Source organism: Bacillus sp. PAMC28571, assembly GCF_014250435.1.
Classification (GTDB): Bacteria; Bacillota; Bacilli; order Bacillales; family Bacillaceae; genus Bacillus; species Bacillus safensis.
Window position 1 is genome coordinate 1084488 of record NZ_CP060191.1, and the last position, 24411, is coordinate 1108898.

The window sequence follows — 24411 nt, forward strand, 5'->3', positions numbered from 1 at the left end:
GCTTAATTCGCTATTTGATGTGAAATTGTAGAACGGTTGTAAAAGAAGCGTAAGAAAAGTGAATCGTTATACAATCCTGTCATCCAAATGAAATAAATGAGACAGTCTTCGTGTAAAAAGTTATCTTTTTTTATGAGTCGAATGAAGGAACAATGAAAATATTGTAGAAATATTGTAGAGGAATGAGGCTGGAAAAGGAGTGTAAGAGAATGACTGAAACGCTCGATGGCAATAGGTTAACCCCTGCGGGAGATATCAGAAAATTAGAAAAAGAGAACGAATATTTGCGAACTGAGTTGATGCAGCAAAAAATGCTGTTAAATAAGACGCTCGATGCCATTTTTATATTTGATCAGCACCTCAACATCATCCAAGCCAACGAAGCAACTTGCAGGCTTGTCCAGACACCGAAAGAAGACCTCCTCAATAAATCCGTTCTAGATTTCCTATACGGCATCCCGAAAGATAAAGTTGAATGCTCACTCGATCTATTTTTTCGAAAAGGTACGTTAAAAAGAGAAATCTCCATTCAGCTGGAAAATGGCGAAACAAAATACATTGAATTTGTCGCAGAGCACGACACCATGAATCAGCAGTATATAGTGGTTATGCGAGATATTTCATCAAAGAAAATATTAGAACGAGAACGCTCCATGAATGAGCAGCTGTTCAAAGATTTGTTTGACCGAGCCATTGACGGGATGGTCATTTTTGATCAGGATGGCTGCATGATTGATGCGAATCATTCTTTTTGTCAGAGCTTTGAGCTGCAAAAGACTGATTTAACCGATCGCTATTTACATGAATTTGTCGAAGAAGAAAATCTTCCCGCCTTGCAGCACCTTTTAACGTCACTTAAAGAAACAGGAAAAGCAAAAGGAGAGCTTCCTGTTACTCTACAATCTGGCCAGCACAAATTATTCGAACTCACCATTACATCAAATGTGATGAGTGGTTTTTATATGTCCATCATGCGGGATATTACAGAAAAAAGGCTGATGGAAGAGAAGCTGTTAAAAAGTGAAGAACGCTTTAGAGAAATTTTCGAAAATGCAATGGATGCCATCATCATATGGGCGGACGATGGAGAGATTGTGAGAGCCAATGAATCAGCCTGCCGAATTTTTGAATTACCTATGCACTCGCTGATTGGCAAAAAACTTACCGACTTTCTCGTCAAATCTGATAAGAGATATAGACCAACAAGAAGACGCTATATCCGGAATCATGAAATAAGGGAAGAGCTATTGTTCAAAATGGCAAATGGACAGTATAAAGAGCTTGAGTTTACATCAAAGCATGCGGTATTAGAAGGACAGCACTTAACCATTTTACGTAATGTAAGTGATCGAAAAAGAATGGAGCAGGAGCTGCGCGAAAGTGAGCTCAAATTCCGCAAAGTATTTAATGGATCAATGGACGGCATTGTTCTTTTTGATAATCAATACCGAATCATTGAAGTCAATCCATCTGCCAGCGAGCTGCTTCAATTGAAGGACGATCATTTAACAGAAATGAATCTTTTCCACATCCTTGCCCCTTATCAAATAGAAAATTTGGCTCAGCCCGCCGAGGCGATGTCATTAGATGAAATGGATAATGAGGTTCCGTTTGTACTGAACCATCCAGATCAGCGTATCCTGGAATTCTCTTTTAAACGCAACATTATCCATAATATGAATTTAGCGATCTTTAGAGATGTGACAGAGCGGAAGGAATTAGAAGAGCGGGTGAGAAAATCAGATACCCTTCATGTGGTCGGAGAGCTTGCCGCTGGAATTGCTCATGAAATTAGAAACCCGATGACAGCCTTAAAAGGCTTCATTCAGCTGTTAAAAGGAAATATAGAAGGGGAGTATTCGCTCTATTTTAATGTCATCACATCAGAGCTGAAAAGAATTGAATCCATCATCACCGAATTTTTGATTTTAGCGAAACCGCAAGCCATTGTATATGAAGAAAAAAATGTGGTGCAGATTGTGAAAGACACGATGGATCTTCTGCACGCACAGGCGAATCTTGGCAATGTTCAAATGCATCTCAATGTGCTGGATGAGATTCCGCTCATTTATTGTGAACAAAACCAATTAAAGCAGGTCTTTATTAACATTTTAAAAAATGCAATTGAAGTCATGCCGCGCAAAGGAAATGTCTATGTGAGCATTCAGCGGAAGGGCGAGGAGCATATTGTCATTTCACTGCGTGATGAAGGCTGCGGAATGGCAGAGGATAAGCTAAAGCGTCTAGGTGAGCCTTTTTATACAACGAAAGAAAGAGGAACTGGACTTGGCTTAATGGTTAGTTATAAAATTATTGAAGAGCATCAAGGAACCATTGAGGTAGAAAGTGAGGAAGGCGTAGGAACCGTCTTCCATCTCACGCTGCCACTTAGGCAGCAGAAACAAGAAGGAGAGCAGTAACGTGTATTATACCGTCTATCACGCACCTATCGGGGAATTATACATACTAGAAAAGGATGGTGCCATCATCGAGGTGATGTTTGATGATGAACCGTTTTTAGCAAAAAAGCAGGCAGCGAATCTAAAGCAAGCAGATACGCCTGTCTTACAAGAAGCGAAAAAACAGCTAGATGAATATTTCAAGGGTGAGCGTCAAATATTCGATCTCCCGCTTAAGCAAACAGGTTCTCCGTTCCAAGAGCAGGTGTGGGGAGCATTGTCGGCCATACCATATGGTGAATCAAAAAGCTATGCAGACATTGCAGAAGCGATTGGCAATCCCAAGGCTGTAAGAGCCATCGGACAAGCTAACAGACGAAATGCATTACCTATTTTTATCCCATGTCACAGGGTGATTGGAAAAGACCGGTCTTTGACGGGCTATGCAGGATCGAAGACAGACATGAAAGCGGTCCTCCTTGAATTAGAAGGCATCCCATTTGTTCAAAAATAAATCGATTGACCTGTTCCAAATGTTTGTCAAGCGACATATCCTTTTATTAAGCTAAAAAAGTTGGTTGAGGGAAAAAGGAGGGCGCTGGCATGTTTTGGGGCAAAAAAGGTAAAATGTATGCCGTTACGTCACTATGTGTCAAAATGAACGTTTTGACAGAAGAACAAAAAAAAGAAATCTTAACAAAAACGAATCAAGAAACAAAAAAGCGCGGTGCTCTTAAATGACAAGAACACGGCGCTTTTTTGCGATTATTGAGAGATGCTTTCGGCGAAAAGAGCATCAATCTCTTCTGCATAGTTCGAAGTGATAATTCCCTTTTCTGTAATGATGCCTGAAATAAGATGATGAGGAGTGACATCAAAGGCGGGATTGAATACCTGAACATCAGGCGGTGCAATGGGGACGCCGTTTAATTCCTTTACTTCCAGCGGGTCGCGCTCTTCAATTGGAATATCTGATCCGTCGCGGGTGGATACATCAAAGGTTGAAAGCGGTGCTGCTACAAAAAACGGAATGTGAAAATGCTTGGCTAGAACGGCAAGACCTAACGTTCCAATCTTATTCGCTGTATCTCCATTACGGGCGATACGGTCAGCTCCAACAATGACAGCAGAAATTTGCTTTTCCTTCATCGTATGGGCTGCCATGTTATCTGTAATGAGCGTCACATCCACGCCGCCTTGCATAAGCTCCCATGTTGTCAGACGAGCACCTTGAAGAACAGGGCGTGTTTCACATGCATAAATGTGAAGATCAAGATTTTTCTTTTTGGCTAAATAAAAGGGAGCAAGGGCTGTTCCGTACCGGCTCGTTGCGATGGAGCCTGCATTACAAATGGTCATGATACGGTCACCTGATTTAAAGAGCTGAAGAGCATTTTGACCGATTTGTCTGCATGTTTCTTCATCTTCAATTTGAATTTGAATGGCTTCATGGACAAGGTCTGTTTTGGCTGCATTCACTGATGCTGCACGCTGAATGCGCTGCAGCAGCCGGTCTAATGCCCAGGCGAGGTTCACAGCGGTTGGACGAGCACTGTTTAAATATTCTTTGATTCGTATGACTTCTTGTTTAAACACATCCATTTCTTCTGTCTCAATGGCTTGCGCACTAAGCGCCAGCCCAAAAGCTGCTGTAATGCCAATCGCAGGCGCTCCGCGTACTTTTAATGACACAATCGCATCATACACATCTTCTTTCGTATATAAATGCTCAAATACGGTTTCGGCCGGTAATTTTTGCTGATTTAAAATGTGAATACGGTTTTCTTCCCATTCGACAGAACGGGGGACTTCAAATTCTTTTGACAAAACCCGTCACTCCTTTACAGATGGCTGGAATAATGCGACGAGATCAGACGCTGTTTCCACTGTATGATATTGTTTGATAAATGTTTTTCCAAGTGTCAGTGCTGCTTTTTTCTGCTGAATCCGTCTAGTTGGTGATGGAATCGCATCAAGATCAGCGGCATGAGCAAGACCAATTGTTCGGCGGACAAGCTCACAGCCGGCAAAGCCTGTCGCTTCTTTTAAAATCCGGTCAAAGGTTGTTTCTAAAAAGCTGTCCGATACACTAAACGCTTCAATGCTGTCCTCTTTCCAAGCTTTTGTGAACACTTCTTTGAAGGTTGCCCATACATTGACGACATGGTCAAAAAGGTGCTGCTGCTCGTGTTCATTCTCGCGAGATAAAGCATTCAGGAACAGATTGGCGATAAAGTGGCCGATATCGAATCCAAAGGGACCGTAAAACGCGAATTCTGGATCAATGATTTTCGTTTCAGTCTCATTTGCAAAAATACTGCCTGTATGAAGATCTCCATGAACCAATGTTTCAGCTGATGTCAGGAAGATACGCTTCAATTCCGCTGCTTTGGCTTGCAGCTCAAGATCTTTCCAAAGCGCTTCTGCTGATTCTCTTAATTCTTCTTCGAAGTCATTTGTTTCACTATCAAAGAAAGGGTCTGTGAAGACGAGTTTTTCTGTAATATCACACAGGTCAGGGTTCGTAAATTGCTTCACAAATTGTTTTTTGATTTTAGGATTTGTAGCAAAGTCAGATGTGTAAAAAAGTGTTTTTCCTAAAAATTCTCCAACATGATCAGATAAATGCGGATATTGTTTTCCGGCAATTAGCCCTTTTCTGACGATTTCTAAGTGAGAGAGATCCTCCATGGCTGTCACTGCAAGAGCTGTATCTGAATAGTAGACTGCTGGTACGAGGTGCGGCGCATATTCTGACTGCTTGATCAGGGCGGCACTTTCAATTCTTGCCCGGTCTAATGTAAGCGGCCAGCTCTCCCCAACCACCTTTGCATAAGGCAGCGCCTGCTTGATGATCAATCCTTTTTCTTGTTTGTGATCATAAATATGAAAGACGTAATTTAAATTCCCGTCACCAATTTCAGTACATGTCAAATGGCTGCTTTCTTGGATCAAACCAAGTCTAATTGCGAGTGCAACTGCCGAGCTTTCTGTTAGTTCTTCATATGATGCCGTAAGTGTAACCAATTGCTTCCCCTCCAAATCATATAAAAAAGCCTCTTTCTCCTGAGAGAAAGAGGCTTGATGGTGTGTATGCTCAAAGCCTCTCTTATCTCTCAGCACATACGTCTGATGGAATTAGCACCGTGCCCTATAAGACAATTGTCTTGGCGCGTTACTTGCTGCGCCCCACTTCACAGTGGTATTAACGGTCGGTTGCTGTTGGGGTCAAAAGGCCAAATCCCTCGCCCAACTCTCGATAAGAGAAATCAATATGTAATTGTTTCGTGTCTGTTTGCATTTCTTAATTCAAGATATTATCAGAGCGTTGCTTTACATGTCAATCTTTTTTCAAAATTGCTTTACAATTCATAAAACAATCCATTACAGTGATTGTATTGTCACGTAACTTGAATAGAAGGTGAAGAAATGGAATTCCAGCAATCAGATGTGTTGAAACAATTACCGAAGCAATTTTTTGCGTCCCTTGTCCAAAAGGTGCAGAAAAAAGTGCAGGAAGGGGCAGATATCATTAATTTGGGACAGGGAAATCCTGATCAGCCAACTCCTCCGCACATTGTAAAAGCCATGCAGGAAGCGGTAGCAAAACCTGAAAATCATCAATACTCCTCATTCCGTGGAACAGCGAAATTAAAAAAGGCTGCTGCCGCTTTTTATGAAAGAGAATATGGCGTCACACTTGATCCAAAGACGGAAATTGCGATTTTATTTGGCGGAAAAGCAGGGCTTGTTGAGCTGCCGCAATGCCTGCTGAATCCGGGTGATACGCTTCTTGTCCCTGATCCTGGCTATCCTGATTATTGGTCAGGTGCTGTGCTTGCTGGAGCGCATATGGTAACCATGCCACTTCTTGAAAAAAATGATTTTTTACCTGACTACGATTTGCTGCCTGAGGATGATAAGAAAAAGGCAAAATTAATGTATTTAAATTACCCCAACAATCCGACGGGGGCTACGGCAAGCCGTTCATTTTTTGAAGAAACCGTTACATTTGCGAAAGATCACAAGCTATGTGTTGTCCATGATTTTGCATATGGCGGCATTGGATTTGATGGAGAAAAGCCGCTCAGCTTTCTGCAAATAGAGGGAGCGAAAGAGACGGGAATAGAAATTTACACATTGTCTAAAACGTATAATATGGCAGGGTGGAGAGTAGGATTTGCAGCTGGAAATTCGTCTGTTATTGAAGCCATTGAGCTTTATCAGGATCATCTGTTTGTCTCCCTGTTTAAAGCCACTCAAGATGCAGCAGCGGAAGCCCTATTAAGCGATCAAACGTGCGTACAGGTGCAAAATGATCGATATGAGAAAAGGCGGAATGTATGGATTGCTGCCTGCAAAGAAATTGGCTGGGAAGTCAGTGCACCAAAGGGATCATTTTTTGCTTGGTTAAAGGTGCCGGAAGGATATACATCTGAAGCCTTTTCTGACTTATTATTAGAGAAGGCACATGTTGTGGTTGCGCCAGGTAATGGCTTTGGTGATCACGGTGAAGGGTACGTGAGAGTAGGACTTCTAACAAGTGAGGAGCGGTTACAAGAAGCTGCTCAGCGCATCGCTGCTTTGAATCTGTTTGAAAAAAAGCCATTGACAACATAAAAAAATGGTGCGATAATTCAGGCAATATTTAAGAAAATTGAATATTCTTATCAAGAGTAGGCAGAGGGACTAGCCCAATGAAGCCCGGCAACCGACTTCCATGAAGCACGGTGCTAATTCTTGCAGCAAGCGCTGAGAGATAAGATTCGGACGAATGACACGAAACAACCTCTTTAAGGCGCTCAAGAAGCACTTGAAGAGGTTTTTTTATTGAACATATGCATGACGCAATCGAAAGGGGATTCCTAGTGAGTGAATTACTGGCAACATACGTATTAACACATCGAGAGGATGAACAAATAAATCGAAAAGCGGAGCAGATCGCGCTTGGTTTAACAGTTGGATCATGGACGGATTTGCCGCAGCTCAAAAAGGAGCAGCTTCAAAAGCATAAAGGCCGAGTTGAAAAAGTATTAGAAAAGGCTGCTCCAGCCGAAAATGGTCTTTATCAATCAGAGGTGACGATTGCTTATCCTGAGGCAAACTTTTCAGCTGATTTACCAGCAGTTTTCACGACGATTTTTGGAAAGCTTTCACTAGATGGAAAAGTGAAGCTAGTCGATATCCAATTTTCTGAAGAATTTAAAAAAAGCCTGCCAGGACCTGTATTTGGAATTGATGGCATTCGAAAAAAGGTAAATGTGTTTGATCGTCCATTATTGATGAGTATTTTTAAAGGCGTTATCGGCCGTGATATGCAGGATTTAAAAGAGCAGCTCCGTTTACAGGCATTAGGCGGGGTTGACTTCATCAAAGACGATGAAATTTTATTTGAAAGTCCATTAGCTCCTTTTGAAGAGCGAATCAAAGAAGGAAAAGCGATTTTAAAAGAAACCTATGAAGAGACAGGACACCGCACGCTGTATGCTGTCAATTTAACGGGCAGAACCTTTGACCTGAAGGATCGGGCGAGAAAGGCCGCTGAACTTGGGGCAGATGCGCTCTTATTCAATGTCTTTGCTTACGGCCTGGATGTCATGCAAAGCCTAGCTGAGGACCCAGACATTCCACTGCCGATTATGGCGCATCCCGCTGTGAGTGGTGCTTTGACATCCTCTCCTGAATATGGATTCTCGCATTCTCTTCTTTTAGGCAAATTAAATCGATATGCTGGCGCTGATTTGAGCCTTTTCCCCTCACCTTATGGGTCGGTTGCACTTCCGAAAAAAGATGCCCTTGGAATCTATGAAGCTTGCGTGAAAGAGGATACGGTTCAAAAAACATTCCCTGTCCCGTCAGCAGGCATTCATCCAGGAATGGTTCCAGTATTGATCAAAGATTTTGGAATTGATCATGTGATAAATGCAGGTGGAGGCATTCACGGACATCCGCGGGGAGCCATCGGCGGAGGGAAGGCATTTCGTTCGATCATTGATGCCGTTATACAGGAAGAGTCTATCCAAGATAAGGCGGCTTCCTGCCAAGACTTAAAAGCGGCACTTGATCTTTGGGGAAGGGTAGCAGAATAATGAAAAAACCAATTGTGTGTTGTGATTTTGATGGAACAATTACAAAAAATGATAATATCATCCGCATCATGAAACAGTTTGCACCGAGTGAATGGACGAAACTGAAGGATGGTGTCCTGTCAAAGGAAATTACCATTCAAGAAGGCGTCGGGCAGATGTTTCAATTACTGACAAGTGATCAGAAGGAAGCCATTCAATCATTTATTTTAGAGGATACAGAGATTCGAGAAGGATTTAAGGAATTTGTGGATGAGGTAAAAAAAGCAGACATTCCTTTCTATGTACTTAGTGGGGGGATGGACTTTTTTGTCTACCCCATCCTCGAAGGCATTGTCGATCGAGACGATATTTATTGCAATCATGCATCATTTGGGGAAGAGCATATTCAGATTGAATGGCCGCATGCCTGCGATACGCAATGTCAAAATGGATGCGGATGCTGCAAGCCCTCAATCATTCGAAACCTGACTCATGAGGATGATTTCATCATCATGATCGGAGATTCAGTGACTGATGTGGAGGCGGCGAAACATGCAGATCTTACGTTTGCGCGCGACTACTTGCTCAATGAATGTCAAGAGCTCGGGCTCGTACATAAGGAGTTTGACACATTTGTTGATCTACACGCGCAATTTGTTCAAATAAAGGAAGTGAAGGAATGGCAGACGCAAAGAGCAAACGCTGGCAGGAGCTAGCAGACGTTAAACGTGAACTGGCCCAAAGAGACTGGTTTTTCGGAACAAGCGGTAATTTATCGATCAAGGTGTCGGATGATCCAATCACGTTTTTGGTGACGGCAAGCGGCAAAGATAAACGAAAAGAAACAAATGAAGATTTTGTGCTAGTAAATGCGGCAGGCCAGCCCCATGATCCGAACGAGACGCTTAGGCCATCAGCTGAAACACTGCTTCACACGTACGTGTATGAACGGACGAAAGCAGGCTGCTGTCTCCATGTCCACACCATTGATAATAATGTGATGTCAGAGCTGTATGGGGATAAGGGAGAGATTCGTTTTAAAGGCAACGAAATCATCAAAGCGCTTGGTTATTGGGAAGAGGATGCAGAAGTGTCGATTCCGATTATTGAAAATCCAGCTCATATTCCGCATCTTGCAGAGCAATTTGCCAAACATCTGACACTAGAGGCGTCATCTGGTGCTGTACTCATTCGCAATCATGGCATCACGGTCTGGGGAAAAACAGCCTTTGAAGCAAAACGAGTATTAGAAGCATATGAATTTTTATTTAGCTATCACTTAAAATTAGCGCTGTATCAACAGCAGCTTGTAAGATAAAAAGGAGGAAAAGCACATGGCGACGATTTTGATTCACAATGAAGAGAACACATTACTTGAGAACGAGCAAGAGGTTGCATCATATTTAGAAAACCAAGGGGTTATTTATGAGCATTGGGATATTGAAAAGCTGCCAAACCGTTTATCAGAAAAGTATGATTTAACCGATGAGGAAAAGGAAGAGATTTTGACTGTTTTCCAAAAGGAAATCCAAAGTATTTCTGAAAAAAGAGGGTACAAAGCGCAGGATGTGATTTCATTATCTGATGCCACGCCAAATCTTGATGAGCTGCTCCAAAACTTTAAACGTGAGCATCACCATACAGATGATGAAGTACGCTTTATTGTGAGCGGGCACGGAATCTTTGCTATTCAAGGCAAGGATGGCGTCTTTTTTGATGTAAGATTGAACCCAGGTGATTTAATTTCTGTTCCGCCAAACATCCGTCATTACTTTACACTTCAAGAGGATCGCAAAGTGGTCGCAGTTCGCATATTTGTCACAACTGAGGGCTGGGTGCCAATTTACGAGGAAGAAACGGTTTAATGATAGAGCTGATCATTCCGCATGAGGCGGAAGATCAGCTTTTTTTTAGGAAATTAGACATAAAATGTGAAAGAAAATAGTTGATTTTGATCTTCTGTATAGGATAAAATTCTGTTTAATCAATGTGACAGTCCTGTCCAAATTTGAAGTTTACCCCCAAATTTGATTGGGTAAAAGGTCTTTAGGCTGTAAAAAATTAAATAAAATAAGCATATTTAATTTAATTTACAAATAAAGTATAATTTTGGTGTCGGATCATTTTGAGCATAGACAGTCGAAATCATTGCGGGAGCTGAGATCATGAATATTTATGTAAGGAAAGAACAATTGCTGATGTCCATTGATGAGAAGAGAAAACAGATGGTAGAAGCTGCTCAAGTGGAAGGGTACACTGGTGAGATGACAATTAAATATAGTCAAGAACTGGACAACCTGATGAATGAGTATCAGCATCTTCTTTTTCATGAGAAACAATCTGCCCCCTCCTTTCATGATCTTGTGTCTCAAATGAGTCTTTTATCTGTGAACCGCCCCTCTTATTGACATGAAAAACCGGTCTTGCATAAGCAAAACCGGCTGACATCTTCAGCTATGCTGAGTGAGCAGAAGGAAGCATGATCATAACAGTCGTTCCTTTATTCACTTCGCTATGAATATCAATTGTTCCGCCATACATCGAAATGATTCGTTTACACACGACAAGCCCAAGACCCGTGCCTTTTTCCTTCGACGTAATAAAGGGGAGGAAGATGTGCTTTAACATCTCTTCTGGTATGCCTTCACCTGTATCCGCTACTTTAATGATGACATGTTCTTTTTCAGCTTCGATCACAATCTTCAAATGACCGCCGTTTGGCATCGCTTCTAAAGAGTTCTTTGCTACATTTAAAACGACTTGTTTAATATGATCCTTCGTGCAATACACGCCCACATCTTGAATCGTATTGATTTGTAGGTCCACTTCGACATTATAAAGGTTTGCCTCAGAGAAAACGATCGGCATGATCTCACTTACAATTTCTTTAACAGAGTTATTCTGCCATTTTTCTGCCGTTGGTTTTCCTAATACAAGAAATTCACTGACGATTTGGTTGATCCGTTTAATTTCTTCCTCGATGACAGAAAAATAGAGCTGATCTTCTTCTGAATGATACTTCTTTTGCAATAGCTGGATAAATCCGCTGATCCCAGTTAATGGGTTGCGAATTTCGTGTGCTGTACTTGCTGCGAGTGTTCCGATCAATTCAAGCTTTTGCGCTTCATTTTGATGACGCTCCTGCTGAGTTTGCCGCCTTAACACGATATACTGGACTAGTGTGAATAAAATATTTAATAAAATAAACGCACTGGATAAAGGGATGAGCATCACAGACAGCACTTCACTTGTTGAAGCACGCTGCGGAAAGACCTCCAGCTTCCAGCTGTTTTCATCTAAATATGTAGACACGGTGCTGCCGCCCTCAGGTACTGGCTGTGGACCACTTGTAAACACGACATGTCCATTTTGATTCAGCATTTTAAAATGAAGATCAGGATTCAATACATTCATAATATTTCTTAAATAATCAATTTGAATGGCGGCAATCAGCACATTGGTGACCTCTTCATTTTCATCGAGAACAGGCACACAAATGGAGAGAATCCGCTGTTTTGTAATTCGGCTCACATAGTTGTCTGTGATCACGGTCTGCTTGGTCACTTGAATGCGTTTAAAGTAATCTCTGAATGATAGGTTGATTTTTTCCTTTAACGGGGTGGTGCTTGCTGTTACATTTCCTTTTTTGTCTAGGAGATACAGACCTGAAAAACGAGGTTCTTGTTTATAAATTTTCTCTAAGATGTTTTGTACTTTTTCCGTCTCAACCGGCTGGTCAAATCCCATGGCAAGGGAAGTTAATCTCGCTTCTGTTTCACTTATTAAATAATTCATTTGGTTTTTGTGAATATTTAACATAAGTGTAGCGGTTTGTTTGTTCTTTAAATCGATTTTTTCAGTTTCTTTTTCGTAGATAAAATAACTAATGATTAGGGTTGGAAGCATGACCAAAATAAGGTAAAGCCTGATCTTCTTCCAAAACCCTTTCAGTATACTCATCATTCATCGCTCCAACGTATTACCTAATAGACTTATTATAGCATTGAACCTATCTTTATTACGATGACTTGTGTGATTTTTAAAAAATTAGGTGATTCGTTCTGGTCTCATTTTCGTGCTAAAGATGGATCAAAATGTTGACATTTTACTTATTGTTTATTAATGTCACATTAGTAGGTTGCATTTCATAAAGGATGATAAAAAATGGAAAATCATAATGTTGAAAAATCATTGAAACTATTTATTGTATTATCACGTGCCTATCGCTCAATTAATCATCACATGAACAAACATATTGTGAAGCACGGGCTGAATCCAACTGAATTTGCTGTGCTAGAATTGCTATATCATAAAGGTGATCAGCCGCTTCAGCAAATCGGTGATAAGATTTTACTTGCAAGCGGCAGCATCACGTATGTGGTCGATAAATTGGAGAAGAAAGAACTCCTCAGTCGCAAGGCTTGTGCAGAAGACCGCAGAGTGACATTTGCGCATATTACCAAGCAGGGACGAGCTTTGCTTGATGACATCTTCCCAGATCATGCGAAAGAAATTCATGAGATGATCAGTGTCCTGAGCGAAGAAGAGAAAGATGTCTGCATTGATATGCTCAAACATGTAGGGCTGCGTGCAAAGCATTTATATGATCATCAAGACTAAATAAAAAGGAAGCCGCTGGCTTCCTTTTCAGCGTGCAGGCAATCCCTCGCATTCGGCGTTAGTCCTGCGTGCCGGTGCTCGTTCCTAGACTGCAAAGGTATTCTATCACGCTGAAAAGAAGAAAAAGGGCTAAAATAGAGATCATTTTAGCCCTTTGTCAACAATCTGTAAAGAAGCCCCTGGCTTCTTTTTTTATTTCGCTTTTTTCTCAATCGGTAAAATGAGTACTTCTACACGCCGGTTTTTACTTCTGCCTTCTGCTGTATCGTTTGAGGCAATCGGTTTGAATTCGCCGTATCCTTTTGTACTAAAGTTCTCTTGGTTTAGATTGCTGTTTTCAAGAAGAATATTTAAAAAGTTCACAGCGCGAATGGCGCTTAAATACCAGTTTGATTCAAATTCTGAATTTCTGATCGGTACATTATCTGTATGTCCGCTAATGACAATGTCACGTGCGGGATTAATGACGAGCAGTTTTGAGATTTCTTTTGCTAACGGGACATCTTGAGGGCGAATAACTGCCCGCCCAGAATCAAAGAAGATACTGTCTTCAATCGTAATGAGAAGTCCTTCATCCGTAAGCTTTGTTTCGAGCTTGGCACCAAGTTTTTTATTTGCAATGAATGAATCGACCTGCTTTTTGACCTTTGTGAGAACCGCTTGGTCCCTAGCCTTTGCTTTGGCTTCTTCATCTTTCTCTTCCTCGGCTGCTTTCTTGACCTGGTTGCTGTTTTCAGTTTCTTCCGTGCTTTGCATGCTGGATTGATCCATAACACCGGTACCGCCAGTAAAAACTACATTAAAAGACTTAGCCATCTGTTCATATTTTGCCGCATCAATTGAACTAGATGCAAAAAGCACAATGAAGAGGGCGAGAAGAAGCGTCAGAAGATCGGCATAAGGGATAAGCCAAGATTCATCTACATGGTCTTCATGATCATGGTTTTTACGTTTCCTAGCCATTTTGATTTTCTCCTTCTTCAATGACAAGATTTGCACGTTCTTTTGCTGGTAAGTACATAAGAAGTTTTTGTTCAATGACTTTTGGAGACTGACCTTCAAGAACAGACAGAATACCTTCGATCATAATCAGACGAAGCTTTACTTCTTCCTTTGATTTACGCTTCAGCTTGTTGGCAAATGGATGCCATAATACATACCCGGTAAAAATCCCAAGCAGTGTGGCGACGAAGGCAGCACTGATTGCATGTCCAAGTGCCTCAATATCTCCCATGTTGGCAAGTGCGGCAATAAGTCCGACAACGGCGCCAAGTACCCCTAGCGTCGGAGCGTATGTACCAGCTTGTGTAAAGATTAATGCACCTGACTGATGTCGTTCAGACATGGCGTCAACTTCTTCTGTTAAGACGTCTCGAATAAATTCAGCACTTTGGCCGTCAACTGCCATGCTTAACCCGTTCTTTAAAAAATCATCATCGACTTCCTCAAGACTTGCTTCTAATGCCAAAAGACCTTCACGACGCGCAATTTGTGCCCAGTTTGAAAATAGAGGGATCATTTCTTGAATCGTTGGAAGCTGGCTGTCTTTGAAAATTTTTCCGAACAATTTTGGTGTTTTCTTAATTTCACTAGAAGGGAATGCGATGACAACAGCTGCAACCGTTCCAACAATAATGATTAATATAGCCGCCGGGTTGAGAAGAGCAGTTAGACTCACACCTTTCAAAACCATACCGACACCTAGTGCAATAAATGCTAAAATAATACCAATTAACGATGTTTTGTCCATTATCTCACCAAATCCTTTAACTATCTTTTTCTATAGTTAATATCGGTGTGTTCTAGAATGGTTTTAGTCAGAATATAAAATTAAGACAGTTTCTGTGAAGAATTTTTGACGAAAGCGCTTTCTGAATATGTAAAAGAAGAAACTCCCTCTCATATAAAGGGAGTCTCCATTTAATCGTTTTGAGCTGGTTCATCTAAATGAAGCAGTTCTTTTAATTTTTCTTCATATATGATTTTGACAAGATCGTAGCTCCAATTCATCATATGATCCACCTCTTTTTCTTTTATCGTAAAGGAAAAGAGGCGGGGGAGCGTCGGCGTTCAGATGGAACTTAGACGCCGCAACATGATGGAGGTGCATATCATCCTGAAGATGTAGTTATCCTTTTTTTACGACGATTTCGTCATGTTCAACATCCACAGTAAATCCAGAAAGCTGCTCCTCTTCAAGCAGGATCTCCGTCATTTGGTCTTCAACGTGCTCTTGGATGGTTCTTCGAAGTGGACGAGCACCAAATGCAGGATGATATCCAAGCTCTGCGATCTTTTCTTTTGCTTCATTTGTGACATGAACTGTTAAATTCTGCTCTTTTAATTGCTCTGACAGCTCATTGAGCAGAAGATCAACAATCTTCACTAAGTCCTCTCTGTCTAGTGAATCAAATTGAATGATGCTGTCAAAACGGTTCAAAAATTCTGGTTTGAAGTAGCTGCTCAGTGAATCAATGAGTGATTGTTCCTCAAACGCTTCTTCCTGATCAGATTGGAAGCCCACTTTGACTGTTTTATCTGCGGTGCCTGCGTTACTTGTCATGATGATGACTGTATCTTTAAAGCTGACCGTTCTGCCTTGGCTGTCTGTTAAGCGGCCGTCTTCCATGATTTGCAGGAACATGTGCTGTACATCTGGGTGTGCTTTTTCGATTTCATCCAGCAAAATGATGCTGTATGGTTTTCTGCGCACTTTTTCAGTCAGCTGGCCGGCTTCATCATGTCCAACGTAACCAGGAGGAGAACCGATGAGTTTGGACACAGAATGTTTTTCCATGTACTCACTCATATCTAAACGAATGATCGCATCTCTTGAACCGAATAATTCTTCAGCTAACGTTTTAGACAATTCGGTTTTCCCGACACCTGTTGGTCCAACGAAAAGGAAGGAGCCTGTTGGTCTATGTTTCGATTTTAATCCAGCTCTGCTTCTTTTCACGGCTTTGGCCACTTTATCAACCGCATGCTCCTGCCCAATCACTCGTGCTTTTAGACGGACGTCAATTTCTTTCATTTTAGTTTGTTCGTCTGCTTGGAGTTTCCCGACAGGAATGCCTGTTTTTTGTTCCACAATGGCCTGAATGTCCTCTGCTGTAACGATATGCTCTTTTTCAGTTGTTTTGTTTTGAAGTCTTGCTTCAATGGCTTCTTCTTCATCGCGAAGCTTCGCTGCTTTTTCATATTGTTCTTCTTTTAGCGCAGCTTGTTTTTCTGCGGCAATTTCCGCTAATCGATTTGTCAGCTCATCTTCACTTGCTGCATCAATGGAGAGGTTCGCTTTTGAACCAGCTTCATCCATTAAATCAATGGCTTTATCCGGTAAATGGCGGTCTTGAATATACCGCGAAGATAATTGAACACACGCTTTGATTGCTTCATCTGAATAGGTGACACCATGATAAGCCTCGTATTTATCTTGAATGCCTTTTAAGATGTCGATCGCTTCATCTTGTGTTGGCTCATCTACGATGACGGGCTGGAAGCGCCGTTCGAGTGCAGCATCTTTTTCAATTTGGCGATATTCTTTTAATGTCGTCGCACCTACTAGCTGCAGTTCACCTCTTGCAAGGGCTGGTTTTAAAATGTTTCCAGCATCCATTGATCCTTCTGCAGATCCTGCGCCCACAAGAAGATGGATTTCATCTACAAATAAGATGATATTTTTACGGCTTTGCAGTTCTTTGATTAACTGCTTCATTCTTTCCTCAAATTGACCGCGTACACCTGTGTTTGCGACAAGTGAAGAAACATCTAATAAATAAATTTGTTTGTTCTTTAATTTATTTGGCACATCGCCGCTCGCAATTTTGAGCGCGAGTCCTTCTGCGATCGCTGTTTTCCCAACACCTGGTTCACCAATAAGAACAGGGTTATTTTTATTTCTTCTATTTAAAATCTCAATGACTCTTGCGACTTCTTCATCACGGCCAATGACTGGATCAATTAAACCAGCATTTGCTCCATCTGTTAAGTTACGGCCAAGCTCATCGAGTAAGCCTTTTTGCTTTGGCTGCTCCATGTTTGGGGCATGACCTGCTGCCTGAGAGAAGAATGAACTTCCTCCAAAGAGTTGCGGTCCCATTTTCATTTTTGACTGCTCCATCAAAGAGGTATAGCAGTCTTCACATAAAACCATTTGGCTCCGGGACGAATTTACTTGCATATTCAGGCGAATAGTTGCTTCATTTACTTGACAATGTTGACAACGCATTTGCCATGACCTCCTTAAAATAAAGTTTGACTTTATTTGACCAATGAATGTTAAAGAAAATGGTCTATTGTTTGACCATCTTTGACTATAGTATACTCTGACCTATTTTGACTTTCAACTGTTTTGCTCAAAGGGGAATAAAAATCCTTTTTTGCATTTAATCATGGTTTGTCCTTCTTTTCAAGGAACTTGTCTCATAGGATAAAAAAGGAACAATCGAAAGTGATGGGTGCGGAGGGGTCACATGAAACGTTCAAATGAATCCGCTTTTCAGCTTGCCTTTGTATATGTAGGAACAGTGGTTGGAGCTGGGTTTGCGACAGGAAAAGAAATCGTAGAATTTTTTGTTCGTTTTGGCTGGATTGGACTATTAGGAATCCTGATTAGCGGTGTTATTTTTACTGGTCTTGGTGCAAAAATGATGCTGATTTCGAAACGAATCGAAGCAGAATCTTATCAAGATATGAACCGTTTTTTATTTGGCGCAGCTGCGAGTCGATATATTAATATTGTCATGTTTTTTATTTTACTTGGTGTCACCTCAGTGATGATTTCAGGCGCAGGGGCTATTTTTGAAGAACAACTTGGTATATCGAAGGAATATGGGATCTTTTTGACGATCATTCTGAGCGTCATTGTACTCTTTAAAGGTTCAAAAGGGCTATTTGGCGTCAACGTCCTTGTCGTTCCAATGCTGATTTTCTTTTCAATGATCGTGTTTCTTGATTCATTTGTGTTTAGCAGCAGTGAAAGTTATGTTCTTGCGCTGCAAATGGGTGAGGGCGAGTGGATATTATCAGCAGTGTCATATGGTGCCTTTAATTTAGCACTGTCACAGGCAGTGTTAGTACCCGTCGCAAATGAAATGACCTCTGAAGCAGTCATTAAAAAGGGAGCGGTGCTTGGGGGTGTCATGCTGACACTCATTTTGCTTGCTTGCTTCTTATCTCTTTCTTCATTAGATATGCTGGAGGCGTTTGATATTCCAATGGCCCAGGTGGTGTATCAAGTTGCAAACTCGATTCATCTCATTTATTTATTTGTCATCTTCGGTGAAGTTTTTACATCCGTCATAGGCAATTTATACGGGCTGGAGAGACAAGTGAGGGCATATATCCGAATGAACAGCATCTTTACGATATCCCTTATTCTCATATGCTGCTATGTGATTAGTAAAATTGGTTACGGTACACTGATTTCAACGGTTTATCCGGTTTTTGGCTATGTCAGCATCTTTTTTATCCTCTTTCTTTGTCTAAAAAAAGTGCCTGCACCGCTAGATAAGTAAAGAAAGGATAGCCTGTATGAAAAATATGTGGTACACTATCCTCTGTGAAAATTGAACAAAAATCCGTGAAGACGGGAGAGGTTCTAGCAAAACCCTCTATAAAAAACTAAGGACTTGCCGTATCCTTGGATGTGGCATTTTTTATTTTTTATGGCTGGGACACCTCATACACATGTAAAGGTGTCTTTTCTTTTGAGAAAAATAGGGGTTTTCAGGAGCCTTTCAGATGCAGTGTTGTACGGTTGTACCATCTGCAAAAGGAGGAGAACAGAAAATGAAAAATGAAAAAGCAGTCGTTGTCTTTAGCGGGGGACAGGACAGTACGACCTGTTTATTATGGGCACTTCAACAATTTGAAGAGGTAGAAACAGTGACCTTTCATTATAATCAGCGTCATCAAGAAGAAATTGATGTCGCCAAAAGAATCGCTGACAAATTAGGTGTGAAGAATCATCTATTAGATATGTCACTTTTAAATCAACTGGCACCTAATGCTTTAACAAGAGATGACATTGACATTGAGGAAAAAGAAGGAGAGCTTCCTTCCACATTTGTACCAGGAAGAAACTTAGTGTTCTTATCCTTCGCCTCTATATTAGCGTATCAAATTGGAGCAAGACATATTATCACAGGTGTTTGTGAGACAGACTTTAGCGGCTATCCAGATTGCCGTGACGAGTTTGTGAAATCTTGCAACGTCACAGTGAATTTAGCAATGGAAAAACCATTTGTGATTCATACACCACTGATGTGGCTGAATAAAGCAGAAACATGGAAGCTGGCAGACGAGCTTAATGCGCTGGATTTTGTGAAAAATGAAACGCTCACTTGCTATAACGGCATCATCTCTGATGGCTGCGGGGAATGTCCTGCGTGTAAGCTGCGGAAAAATGGCTATGACACTTATATGGAAATGAAGGAGGCAAAATAAATGCTTTCTCAAATCTATCCACAAACCGATCATCCATTTTCATTTGAATTAAATAAAGACATGCATGTATCAGCTGCCCATTTCATCCCGCGGGAAGATGCGGGCGCATGCAGCCGTGTTCATGGTCATACGTACACCATCAATATCACGATTGCGGGAGACGAGCTAGATGAATCGGGTTTCCTTGTCAATTTCAGTACATTGAAGAAGCTCATTCATGGGCAGTACGATCACACGCTGCTCAATGATCATGAGGAATTCTCATCAAACGATCGATACGCGATGCCAACCACTGAGGTGGTGGCAAAGACCGTACATGACAAAGTTGCAGCGTATTTATCGACTTTAGCGAACAAGCCGACCTGTGTTCAGGTCTTTGTCAGAGAGACACCAACAAGCTATTGCATTTACCGTCCGAAACGAGTTGAGATCAATGGCTAAAGCGATTCCCGTATTAGAAATCTTTGGTCCAACCATTCAAGGAGAAGGAATGGTCATTGGACAAAAAACCATGTTTGTCAGAACGGCTGGCTGTGACTACTCGTGCAGCTGGTGTGATTCCTCTTTTACATGGGATGGCTCAGCGAAGCATGACATTCAGTGGCTTGAGGCAGAAGACATTGTCAAAGAATTAAAAAGAATAGGCGGACAGGCTTTTTCTCATGTCACCATTTCAGGGGGAAACCCGGCGCTTTTAAAACAAATGGAATCCCTCATTGATTTGCTGCATGAAGAAGGAATTGATACAGCGCTTGAAACACAAGGGACGATGTATCAGGAATGGTTTTTGAAAATTGATGATTTAACCATTTCTCCTAAGCCACCAAGCTCGAATATGAAAACAGATTTTACGAAACTAACACGTATCATAGATGAGCTGAAAAGCGGGAATAGATTGCAGCATGCTAGCTTGAAAGTCGTGATTTTTGACGATCGTGATCTTGCGTATGCGAAGGATGTTCATGCGAAATATCCTGAGCTTCCTTTTTATTTGCAGGTAGGAAATGATGACACAACGACAGGTGATGATGCGTACTTATTAACGCATTTATTAAAGAAATATGAAGCGCTTGTGAATCAAGTCGCGCAAGATCCAGACTTAAACCGCGTAAGAGTGCTGCCGCAGCTGCACACGTTATTGTGGGGAAATAAACGAGGCGTATAGAAAGGAAGAGATGACATGACGACAAGAAAACCAGAAGAATTAGAAGGTGTCACGCTACTAGGAAACCAAGGAACCAATTATTTGTTTGATTATGCACCACAAGTGCTTGAAACGTTTCCAAATAAACATACAAATAGAGATTACTTTGTGAAATTCAACTGCCCAGAATTTACATCACTATGTCCGCAAACAGGTCAGCCTGATTTTGCGACAGTTTATATCAGCTATATCCCAAATGAAATCATGGTCGAAAGTAAATCGTTAAAATTATATTTGTTCAGCTTCCGTAACCATGGTGACTTCCATGAGGACTGTATGAACATTATTATGAACGACCTGATTGAATTGATGGACCCAAGGTATATTGAAGTTTGGGGCAAATTTACGCCAAGAGGCGGTATTTCCATTGACCCATATACGAACTACGGGAAACCTGGCACGAAATATGAGGAAATGGCAGAATACCGTATGATGAACCATGATATGTATCCGGAGACGATTGATAATCGGTAATTATTCCGCTGTGTGAAACGAATTGGTGTCACATTAAAGTGGAAAAAGTCACACCTGAAAATACTCATGAGAATTGTATGAAAAAGTGTGACCTGAGGTGCAACCTGAACTGTGACTTTTATGCAGTGAAAAATTGATAGTACAGAAGCAGATGAAGGCGTACAATTTGTACGTCTTTTCTTTTTTATCCGAAAGAAAAAATGCCTATTATGAGATCATAGGCATTATTGTTTGGTTAAGTTACTGAACCTTCTCTTTAACATTTGAAACAGCTCATTTTTGAATTTCATCAAAGCTCTCCTGAATATAGTCCATGACACTTCTGATTAGAACTTCACTTTCAAAGTTGACAATCTCATTTATTTCATGACTGTTCCTCATTTGTTAGGTGAGGCTATTGAAGTTGTTTAGCATTTACTTCAGCAGCTACATTTATCCTAACTTTAGTTGTTCTGGTTGTACAATTTCATATTCACCTTCTGCATACTCTTGCTCCGCATAATGGCTCCCCCATTGACAGAGCTCCTGCAAGATAGGTTTAAGAGATTTTCCAAGTTCAGTGGATGAATATTCAACCTTCGGCGGTACTTGATTATACATCTTTCTTGTCACAAGTCCACTGGCTTCAAGCTCTCTAAGAGTTTGAATCAGCATTTTCTGAGTTATATTTGGGATAATGCGCTTTAATTCACTCGTTCTCTTTGGTCCATTCATTAAAAAGTATAATACAAGTCCTTTCCATTTTCCGCCAATCACTTCCTTTGTCACTTCAAACCCACAGCTAAATTTTTTCATGTCTAGAGCTCTCCATTCCACATTTGTTTCTTTTTAGTTACTATATCACAAAAAAGTGGGTACTTCCGATAATGTGCTTACTGAAGGATACTATTACTTGTAAGTTGTTCTTCAAGTATTTAAAGGTACTAGACATAAAATAATATGAATTCTAAAGGAGTGTTAAGTATGAGGAAATTTGAAGGTAAAATAGCGCTTGTAACGGGTGGAACAAGTGGGATTGGTCTTGCTACAGCAAAAAAATTTGTAAACGAAGGTGCATATGTTTATATCACGGGACGTAGACAAAACGAACTTGATAAAGCTGTTAACCAAATTGGCAAGAACGTAACCGGTGTTCAAGGTGATATTTCTAAGCTTGAAGACTTAGACAAACTATATGACATGATAAAGCAGGAAAAAGGTAAGTTGGACATCCTTTTTGCTAATGCAGGCATCGGCAACTTCCTTCCATTAGGTGAAATTACTGAAGAGCAGGTTGATAGAACGTTCGACATTAACGTGAAAGGAACCATTTTTACTGTTCAAAAAGCGCTATCACTATTCCCGGACAAAGTAGGTTCTATTATTGTAACGGGCTCTACTGCTGGATCAATTGGCAACCCAGCATTTAGTGTATATGGAGCATCTAAAGCAGCATTAAGAGCACTAGTTCGCAACTGGATTCTTGACCTAAAAGGTACTGAAATTCGTGTAAATGTGGTAAGTCCAGGAGTGATTCTTACACCTGCATACGATGAGCTTTTTGGTGATGCACTTGAAGGAGCGATGGAAAATGCCAGAAATACTGTTCCAGTTGGAAAAGTTGGGACACCTGAAGAAGTAGCAAACGCTGTATCTTTCCTTGCATCAGACGAAAGCAGTTACTTGACGGGTGTTGAATTGTTCGTAGATGGCGGGCTAGCACAGGTATAATGTCACTGCGAAGGGATTACAAATCGTCCTTAATGGGGATTTCCTTGAGTCGTATAAAAAAGTCGTTTTCCTTATGTCCTGAGTAACCATAAATGCTGCAAACTAAGTTTGATGATGGATATGTAAAATGAGAAAGAAGGAAAAGACATGCCGGATGCATGTCTTTTTTTGCGAATCAACCATAAAAAAAGAGAAGAGTCATGTCACTCTTCTCATACGAATGGGAATAGAACTTGCTAGGACGGCTGGGGGCTACCAGCTCGTAAACATATTATACATGACAGAACGTATGTTTGTAAAGAGGGATGATGCTTTTTTGCTTATCTCATTTGATGTAAGATAAAATAGAGGCAATGAATGAGAAACGGAGGCGTTTGAGTTGGCAAACAAAGAAGAGCGGGCAGAGCAGCTGCTAATGGAACTAAAGGAAGAGCTTCAAATGCTTGAACATCAAAACAAAGAACGGTATAAATGGAGTGCCTCCACATTGCTTGGAGTGATTGCCCTCTTGATTGATAAAGGAGTGATCACACCCGAGGAAGTCGAGATGTACAAGACGAAGGCGGAAATGCAAACTTTTCATACGCAAAAAGACTGACCCCTCTTTAAGTGGTATCAGTCTTTTTCATATGTGATTGTTCAAATAGAGCAAAGTTGTCAAACGAGCCAAATTTGCTTTATATATACGTATGTACCGATCGTCTGAATTGAGGATTGCAAATTAATGTACGGAGTCTTTGATGATTTTATAGTTTTTATGATTAACGACTGTTAGTGAATCCAGTTCTAAATCTCTATAGTTGTCCATAATGGTGACATCCACAATGACAGAGTTTTCATTCACTTTTTCAACTACACCTGTTAAACCATTTCTAAATTCGATCACATTTCCAATTTTTGCAATCTTCAACCGATCCCTCTCCTTTAAAAACAGATTTCATTCCCTATTAAAAAGTATTTTGCAATATTTTCATACCAATGTAAAGGATAAAGACGTTTTTGTTTTGTTTTCGTTGTAAGCTCTTCTAACGAATGGTATATTTAATAATTAATCATGGCTGAAAAGGAGCGGTTTTTTTGACTGAAGAACAAATCCTCACCATCCTCGAATCTTTACGGAATGGGACAGAAAAACAGGTGACCATCCAAAAAGATGACTTTTTAACGTTTCGTTCTGTTTTGGTGAATCAAGATGATTTTAAACATTTTCGCGGGATCGCCAAACATGGTGGAGATGTTATTTTTGAATATCTTACAGAAGCAAGAAGCTAAAGCTTTTTCTCATTGATGAGAGAAAGCTTTTTTATTTTCGTTCTTTTGTCACACTTCAAACCACTCTGATACATATGAAAAGAAAATGTAATAACCCATAATCAGGAGCATAAGGATGATGATAGGTGAAAAAGGGACCTTTTTAAGCGCTAACAATTCCATTTTATGTGCGCTCAACTAGGACATGCCATTTAATGACGGAATTTGGACAGGC

Annotated in this window: 26 protein-coding genes and 3 riboswitches; of the genes, 18 read left to right on the top strand and 8 right to left on the bottom strand. The window is 40.8% G+C overall.

From position 1 onward, the window contains the following. Positions 1 to 209: 209 nt before the first annotated feature. The 3 genes from H7F25_RS05320 to H7F25_RS05330 all read left to right on the top strand — a co-directional run bounded on the left by H7F25_RS05320 (position 210) and on the right by H7F25_RS05330 (position 3140). Positions 210 to 2420, top strand: coding sequence for a PAS domain-containing sensor histidine kinase (locus tag H7F25_RS05320; protein WP_034623371.1), 2211 nt, complete (start codon positions 210 to 212; stop codon positions 2418 to 2420). Position 2421: 1 nt separating this feature from the next. Then, a complete protein-coding gene (locus H7F25_RS05325; RefSeq protein ID WP_149125707.1) occupies positions 2422 to 2913 on the top strand; it encodes a methylated-DNA--[protein]-cysteine S-methyltransferase in 492 nt (163 codons plus the stop codon). An 89-nt stretch (positions 2914 to 3002) separates the two neighbouring features. Further along, positions 3003 to 3140, top strand: coding sequence for a hypothetical protein (locus tag H7F25_RS05330; RefSeq protein WP_162860203.1), 138 nt, complete (start codon positions 3003 to 3005; stop codon positions 3138 to 3140). Positions 3141 to 3164: 24 nt separating this feature from the next. Here the strand turns inward: H7F25_RS05330 and mtnA are convergent, their stop codons facing one another. Next, positions 3165 to 4226, bottom strand: a complete 1062-nt coding sequence (gene mtnA, locus H7F25_RS05335) for an S-methyl-5-thioribose-1-phosphate isomerase (protein WP_073204948.1) — start codon at positions 4224 to 4226, stop codon at positions 3165 to 3167. Positions 4227 to 4232: 6 nt separating this feature from the next. Continuing rightward, positions 4233 to 5426, bottom strand: a complete 1194-nt coding sequence (mtnK, locus tag H7F25_RS05340) for an S-methyl-5-thioribose kinase (RefSeq protein WP_056766282.1) — start codon at positions 5424 to 5426, stop codon at positions 4233 to 4235. A 79-nt stretch (positions 5427 to 5505) separates the two neighbouring features. Next, positions 5506 to 5665, bottom strand: a riboswitch (SAM riboswitch). A 163-nt stretch (positions 5666 to 5828) separates the two neighbouring features. On the opposite strand from mtnK, the gene H7F25_RS05345 reads away from it, so the two are divergent. The 6 genes from H7F25_RS05345 to H7F25_RS05365 all read left to right on the top strand — a co-directional run bounded on the left by H7F25_RS05345 (position 5829) and on the right by H7F25_RS05365 (position 10875). Beyond that, positions 5829 to 7019, top strand: a complete 1191-nt coding sequence (locus H7F25_RS05345; RefSeq protein WP_133743890.1) for a pyridoxal phosphate-dependent aminotransferase — start codon at positions 5829 to 5831, stop codon at positions 7017 to 7019. Positions 7020 to 7063: 44 nt separating this feature from the next. Then, positions 7064 to 7165: riboswitch (SAM riboswitch) on the top strand. Positions 7166 to 7267: 102 nt separating this feature from the next. Then, positions 7268 to 8488, top strand: coding sequence for a 2,3-diketo-5-methylthiopentyl-1-phosphate enolase (gene mtnW, locus H7F25_RS05350; RefSeq protein ID WP_395960491.1), 1221 nt, complete (start codon positions 7268 to 7270; stop codon positions 8486 to 8488). Beyond that, on the top strand, positions 8488 to 9183 hold the full coding sequence (locus tag H7F25_RS19290) for a 2-hydroxy-3-keto-5-methylthiopentenyl-1-phosphate phosphatase (protein ID WP_058838973.1): 696 nt from the start codon (positions 8488 to 8490) through the stop codon (positions 9181 to 9183). The genes mtnW and H7F25_RS19290 overlap by 1 nt, the downstream gene beginning before the upstream one ends. After that, a complete protein-coding gene (locus H7F25_RS19295; protein WP_059376919.1) occupies positions 9147 to 9785 on the top strand; it encodes a methylthioribulose 1-phosphate dehydratase in 639 nt (212 codons plus the stop codon). The genes H7F25_RS19290 and H7F25_RS19295 overlap by 37 nt, the downstream gene beginning before the upstream one ends. A 16-nt stretch (positions 9786 to 9801) precedes the next feature. Then, on the top strand, positions 9802 to 10332 hold the full coding sequence (locus tag H7F25_RS05360) for a 1,2-dihydroxy-3-keto-5-methylthiopentene dioxygenase (RefSeq protein WP_024426834.1): 531 nt from the start codon (positions 9802 to 9804) through the stop codon (positions 10330 to 10332). Between the two features lie 300 nt (positions 10333 to 10632). Continuing rightward, positions 10633 to 10875: an aspartyl-phosphate phosphatase Spo0E family protein gene (locus H7F25_RS05365; protein ID WP_039178071.1), complete on the top strand. Its 243-nt coding sequence runs from the start codon at positions 10633 to 10635 to the stop codon at positions 10873 to 10875. Positions 10876 to 10921: 46 nt separating this feature from the next. Here H7F25_RS05365 and H7F25_RS05370 read toward each other — a convergent pair whose 3' ends face one another. Next, positions 10922 to 12427: a sporulation kinase KinD gene (locus tag H7F25_RS05370; RefSeq protein WP_185854364.1), complete on the bottom strand. Its 1506-nt coding sequence runs from the start codon at positions 12425 to 12427 to the stop codon at positions 10922 to 10924. 204 nt (positions 12428 to 12631) lie between these two features. Here H7F25_RS05370 and H7F25_RS05375 point away from each other — a divergent pair, with 204 nt between their 5' ends. After that, positions 12632 to 13087: a MarR family transcriptional regulator MhqR gene (locus tag H7F25_RS05375; RefSeq protein WP_024424678.1), complete on the top strand. Its 456-nt coding sequence runs from the start codon at positions 12632 to 12634 to the stop codon at positions 13085 to 13087. 192 nt (positions 13088 to 13279) lie between these two features. Here H7F25_RS05375 and motB read toward each other — a convergent pair whose 3' ends face one another. The 3 genes from motB to H7F25_RS05390 form a co-directional block, all read right to left on the bottom strand. Further along, entirely contained in the window at positions 13280 to 14050 is a 771-nt protein-coding gene (gene motB, locus H7F25_RS05380; RefSeq protein ID WP_024424679.1) for a flagellar motor protein MotB, read from the bottom strand. Next, positions 14043 to 14837 carry a flagellar motor stator protein MotA gene (gene motA, locus H7F25_RS05385; protein WP_024424680.1) on the bottom strand — a complete coding sequence of 265 codons (795 nt, stop codon included), beginning with the start codon at positions 14835 to 14837 and terminating at the stop codon, positions 14043 to 14045. Before motA ends, motB begins: the two co-directional genes overlap by 8 nt. Positions 14838 to 15215: 378 nt before the next feature. Then, entirely contained in the window at positions 15216 to 17318 is a 2103-nt protein-coding gene (locus H7F25_RS05390) for an ATP-dependent Clp protease ATP-binding subunit (RefSeq protein ID WP_024426836.1), read from the bottom strand. A 244-nt stretch (positions 17319 to 17562) separates the two neighbouring features. On the opposite strand from H7F25_RS05390, the gene H7F25_RS05395 reads away from it, so the two are divergent. The 5 genes from H7F25_RS05395 (at position 17563) to queF (ending at position 21215) form a co-directional block, all read left to right on the top strand. Further along, positions 17563 to 18606 carry a YkvI family membrane protein gene (locus tag H7F25_RS05395; protein WP_034623360.1) on the top strand — a complete coding sequence of 348 codons (1044 nt, stop codon included), beginning with the start codon at positions 17563 to 17565 and terminating at the stop codon, positions 18604 to 18606. A gap of 71 nt (positions 18607 to 18677) precedes the next feature. After that, positions 18678 to 18722: riboswitch (PreQ1 riboswitch) on the top strand. Between the two features lie 158 nt (positions 18723 to 18880). Further along, entirely contained in the window at positions 18881 to 19537 is a 657-nt protein-coding gene (queC, locus tag H7F25_RS05400; protein ID WP_024424683.1) for a 7-cyano-7-deazaguanine synthase QueC, read from the top strand. Then, positions 19538 to 19978, top strand: a complete 441-nt coding sequence (gene queD, locus H7F25_RS05405) for a 6-carboxytetrahydropterin synthase QueD (RefSeq protein WP_024424684.1) — start codon at positions 19538 to 19540, stop codon at positions 19976 to 19978. Continuing rightward, positions 19971 to 20702, top strand: coding sequence for a 7-carboxy-7-deazaguanine synthase QueE (gene queE / locus H7F25_RS05410; protein WP_034623358.1), 732 nt, complete (start codon positions 19971 to 19973; stop codon positions 20700 to 20702). Before queD ends, queE begins: the two co-directional genes overlap by 8 nt. A 15-nt stretch (positions 20703 to 20717) precedes the next feature. Next, positions 20718 to 21215 (top strand): preQ(1) synthase, encoded by a 498-nt coding sequence (gene queF / locus H7F25_RS05415; protein ID WP_024426839.1) that lies wholly within the window; start codon positions 20718 to 20720, stop codon positions 21213 to 21215. 432 nt (positions 21216 to 21647) lie between these two features. Here queF and H7F25_RS05420 read toward each other — a convergent pair whose 3' ends face one another. Continuing rightward, complete coding sequence (locus tag H7F25_RS05420; protein WP_034667321.1) at positions 21648 to 22010, bottom strand: winged helix-turn-helix transcriptional regulator; 363 nt, start codon at positions 22008 to 22010, stop codon at positions 21648 to 21650. 168 nt (positions 22011 to 22178) lie between these two features. Here H7F25_RS05420 and H7F25_RS05425 point away from each other — a divergent pair, with 168 nt between their 5' ends. Both H7F25_RS05425 and H7F25_RS05430 read left to right on the top strand, forming a co-directional pair. Then, on the top strand, positions 22179 to 22925 hold the full coding sequence (locus H7F25_RS05425; protein WP_171464184.1) for an SDR family NAD(P)-dependent oxidoreductase: 747 nt from the start codon (positions 22179 to 22181) through the stop codon (positions 22923 to 22925). A gap of 379 nt (positions 22926 to 23304) precedes the next feature. Continuing rightward, the gene (locus tag H7F25_RS05430; RefSeq protein WP_024424687.1) at positions 23305 to 23523 is read left to right on the top strand and encodes a hypothetical protein; all 219 of its coding nucleotides are present in this window, start codon (positions 23305 to 23307) and stop codon (positions 23521 to 23523) included. Between the two features lie 123 nt (positions 23524 to 23646). On the opposite strand, the gene H7F25_RS05435 is transcribed toward H7F25_RS05430, so the two are convergent. Then, positions 23647 to 23835 carry a YkvS family protein gene (locus tag H7F25_RS05435; protein ID WP_003211747.1) on the bottom strand — a complete coding sequence of 63 codons (189 nt, stop codon included), beginning with the start codon at positions 23833 to 23835 and terminating at the stop codon, positions 23647 to 23649. 167 nt (positions 23836 to 24002) lie between these two features. Here H7F25_RS05435 and H7F25_RS05440 point away from each other — a divergent pair, with 167 nt between their 5' ends. Beyond that, positions 24003 to 24197, top strand: a complete 195-nt coding sequence (locus H7F25_RS05440; protein ID WP_024424688.1) for a hypothetical protein — start codon at positions 24003 to 24005, stop codon at positions 24195 to 24197. Positions 24198 to 24411: the final 214 nt, after the last annotated feature.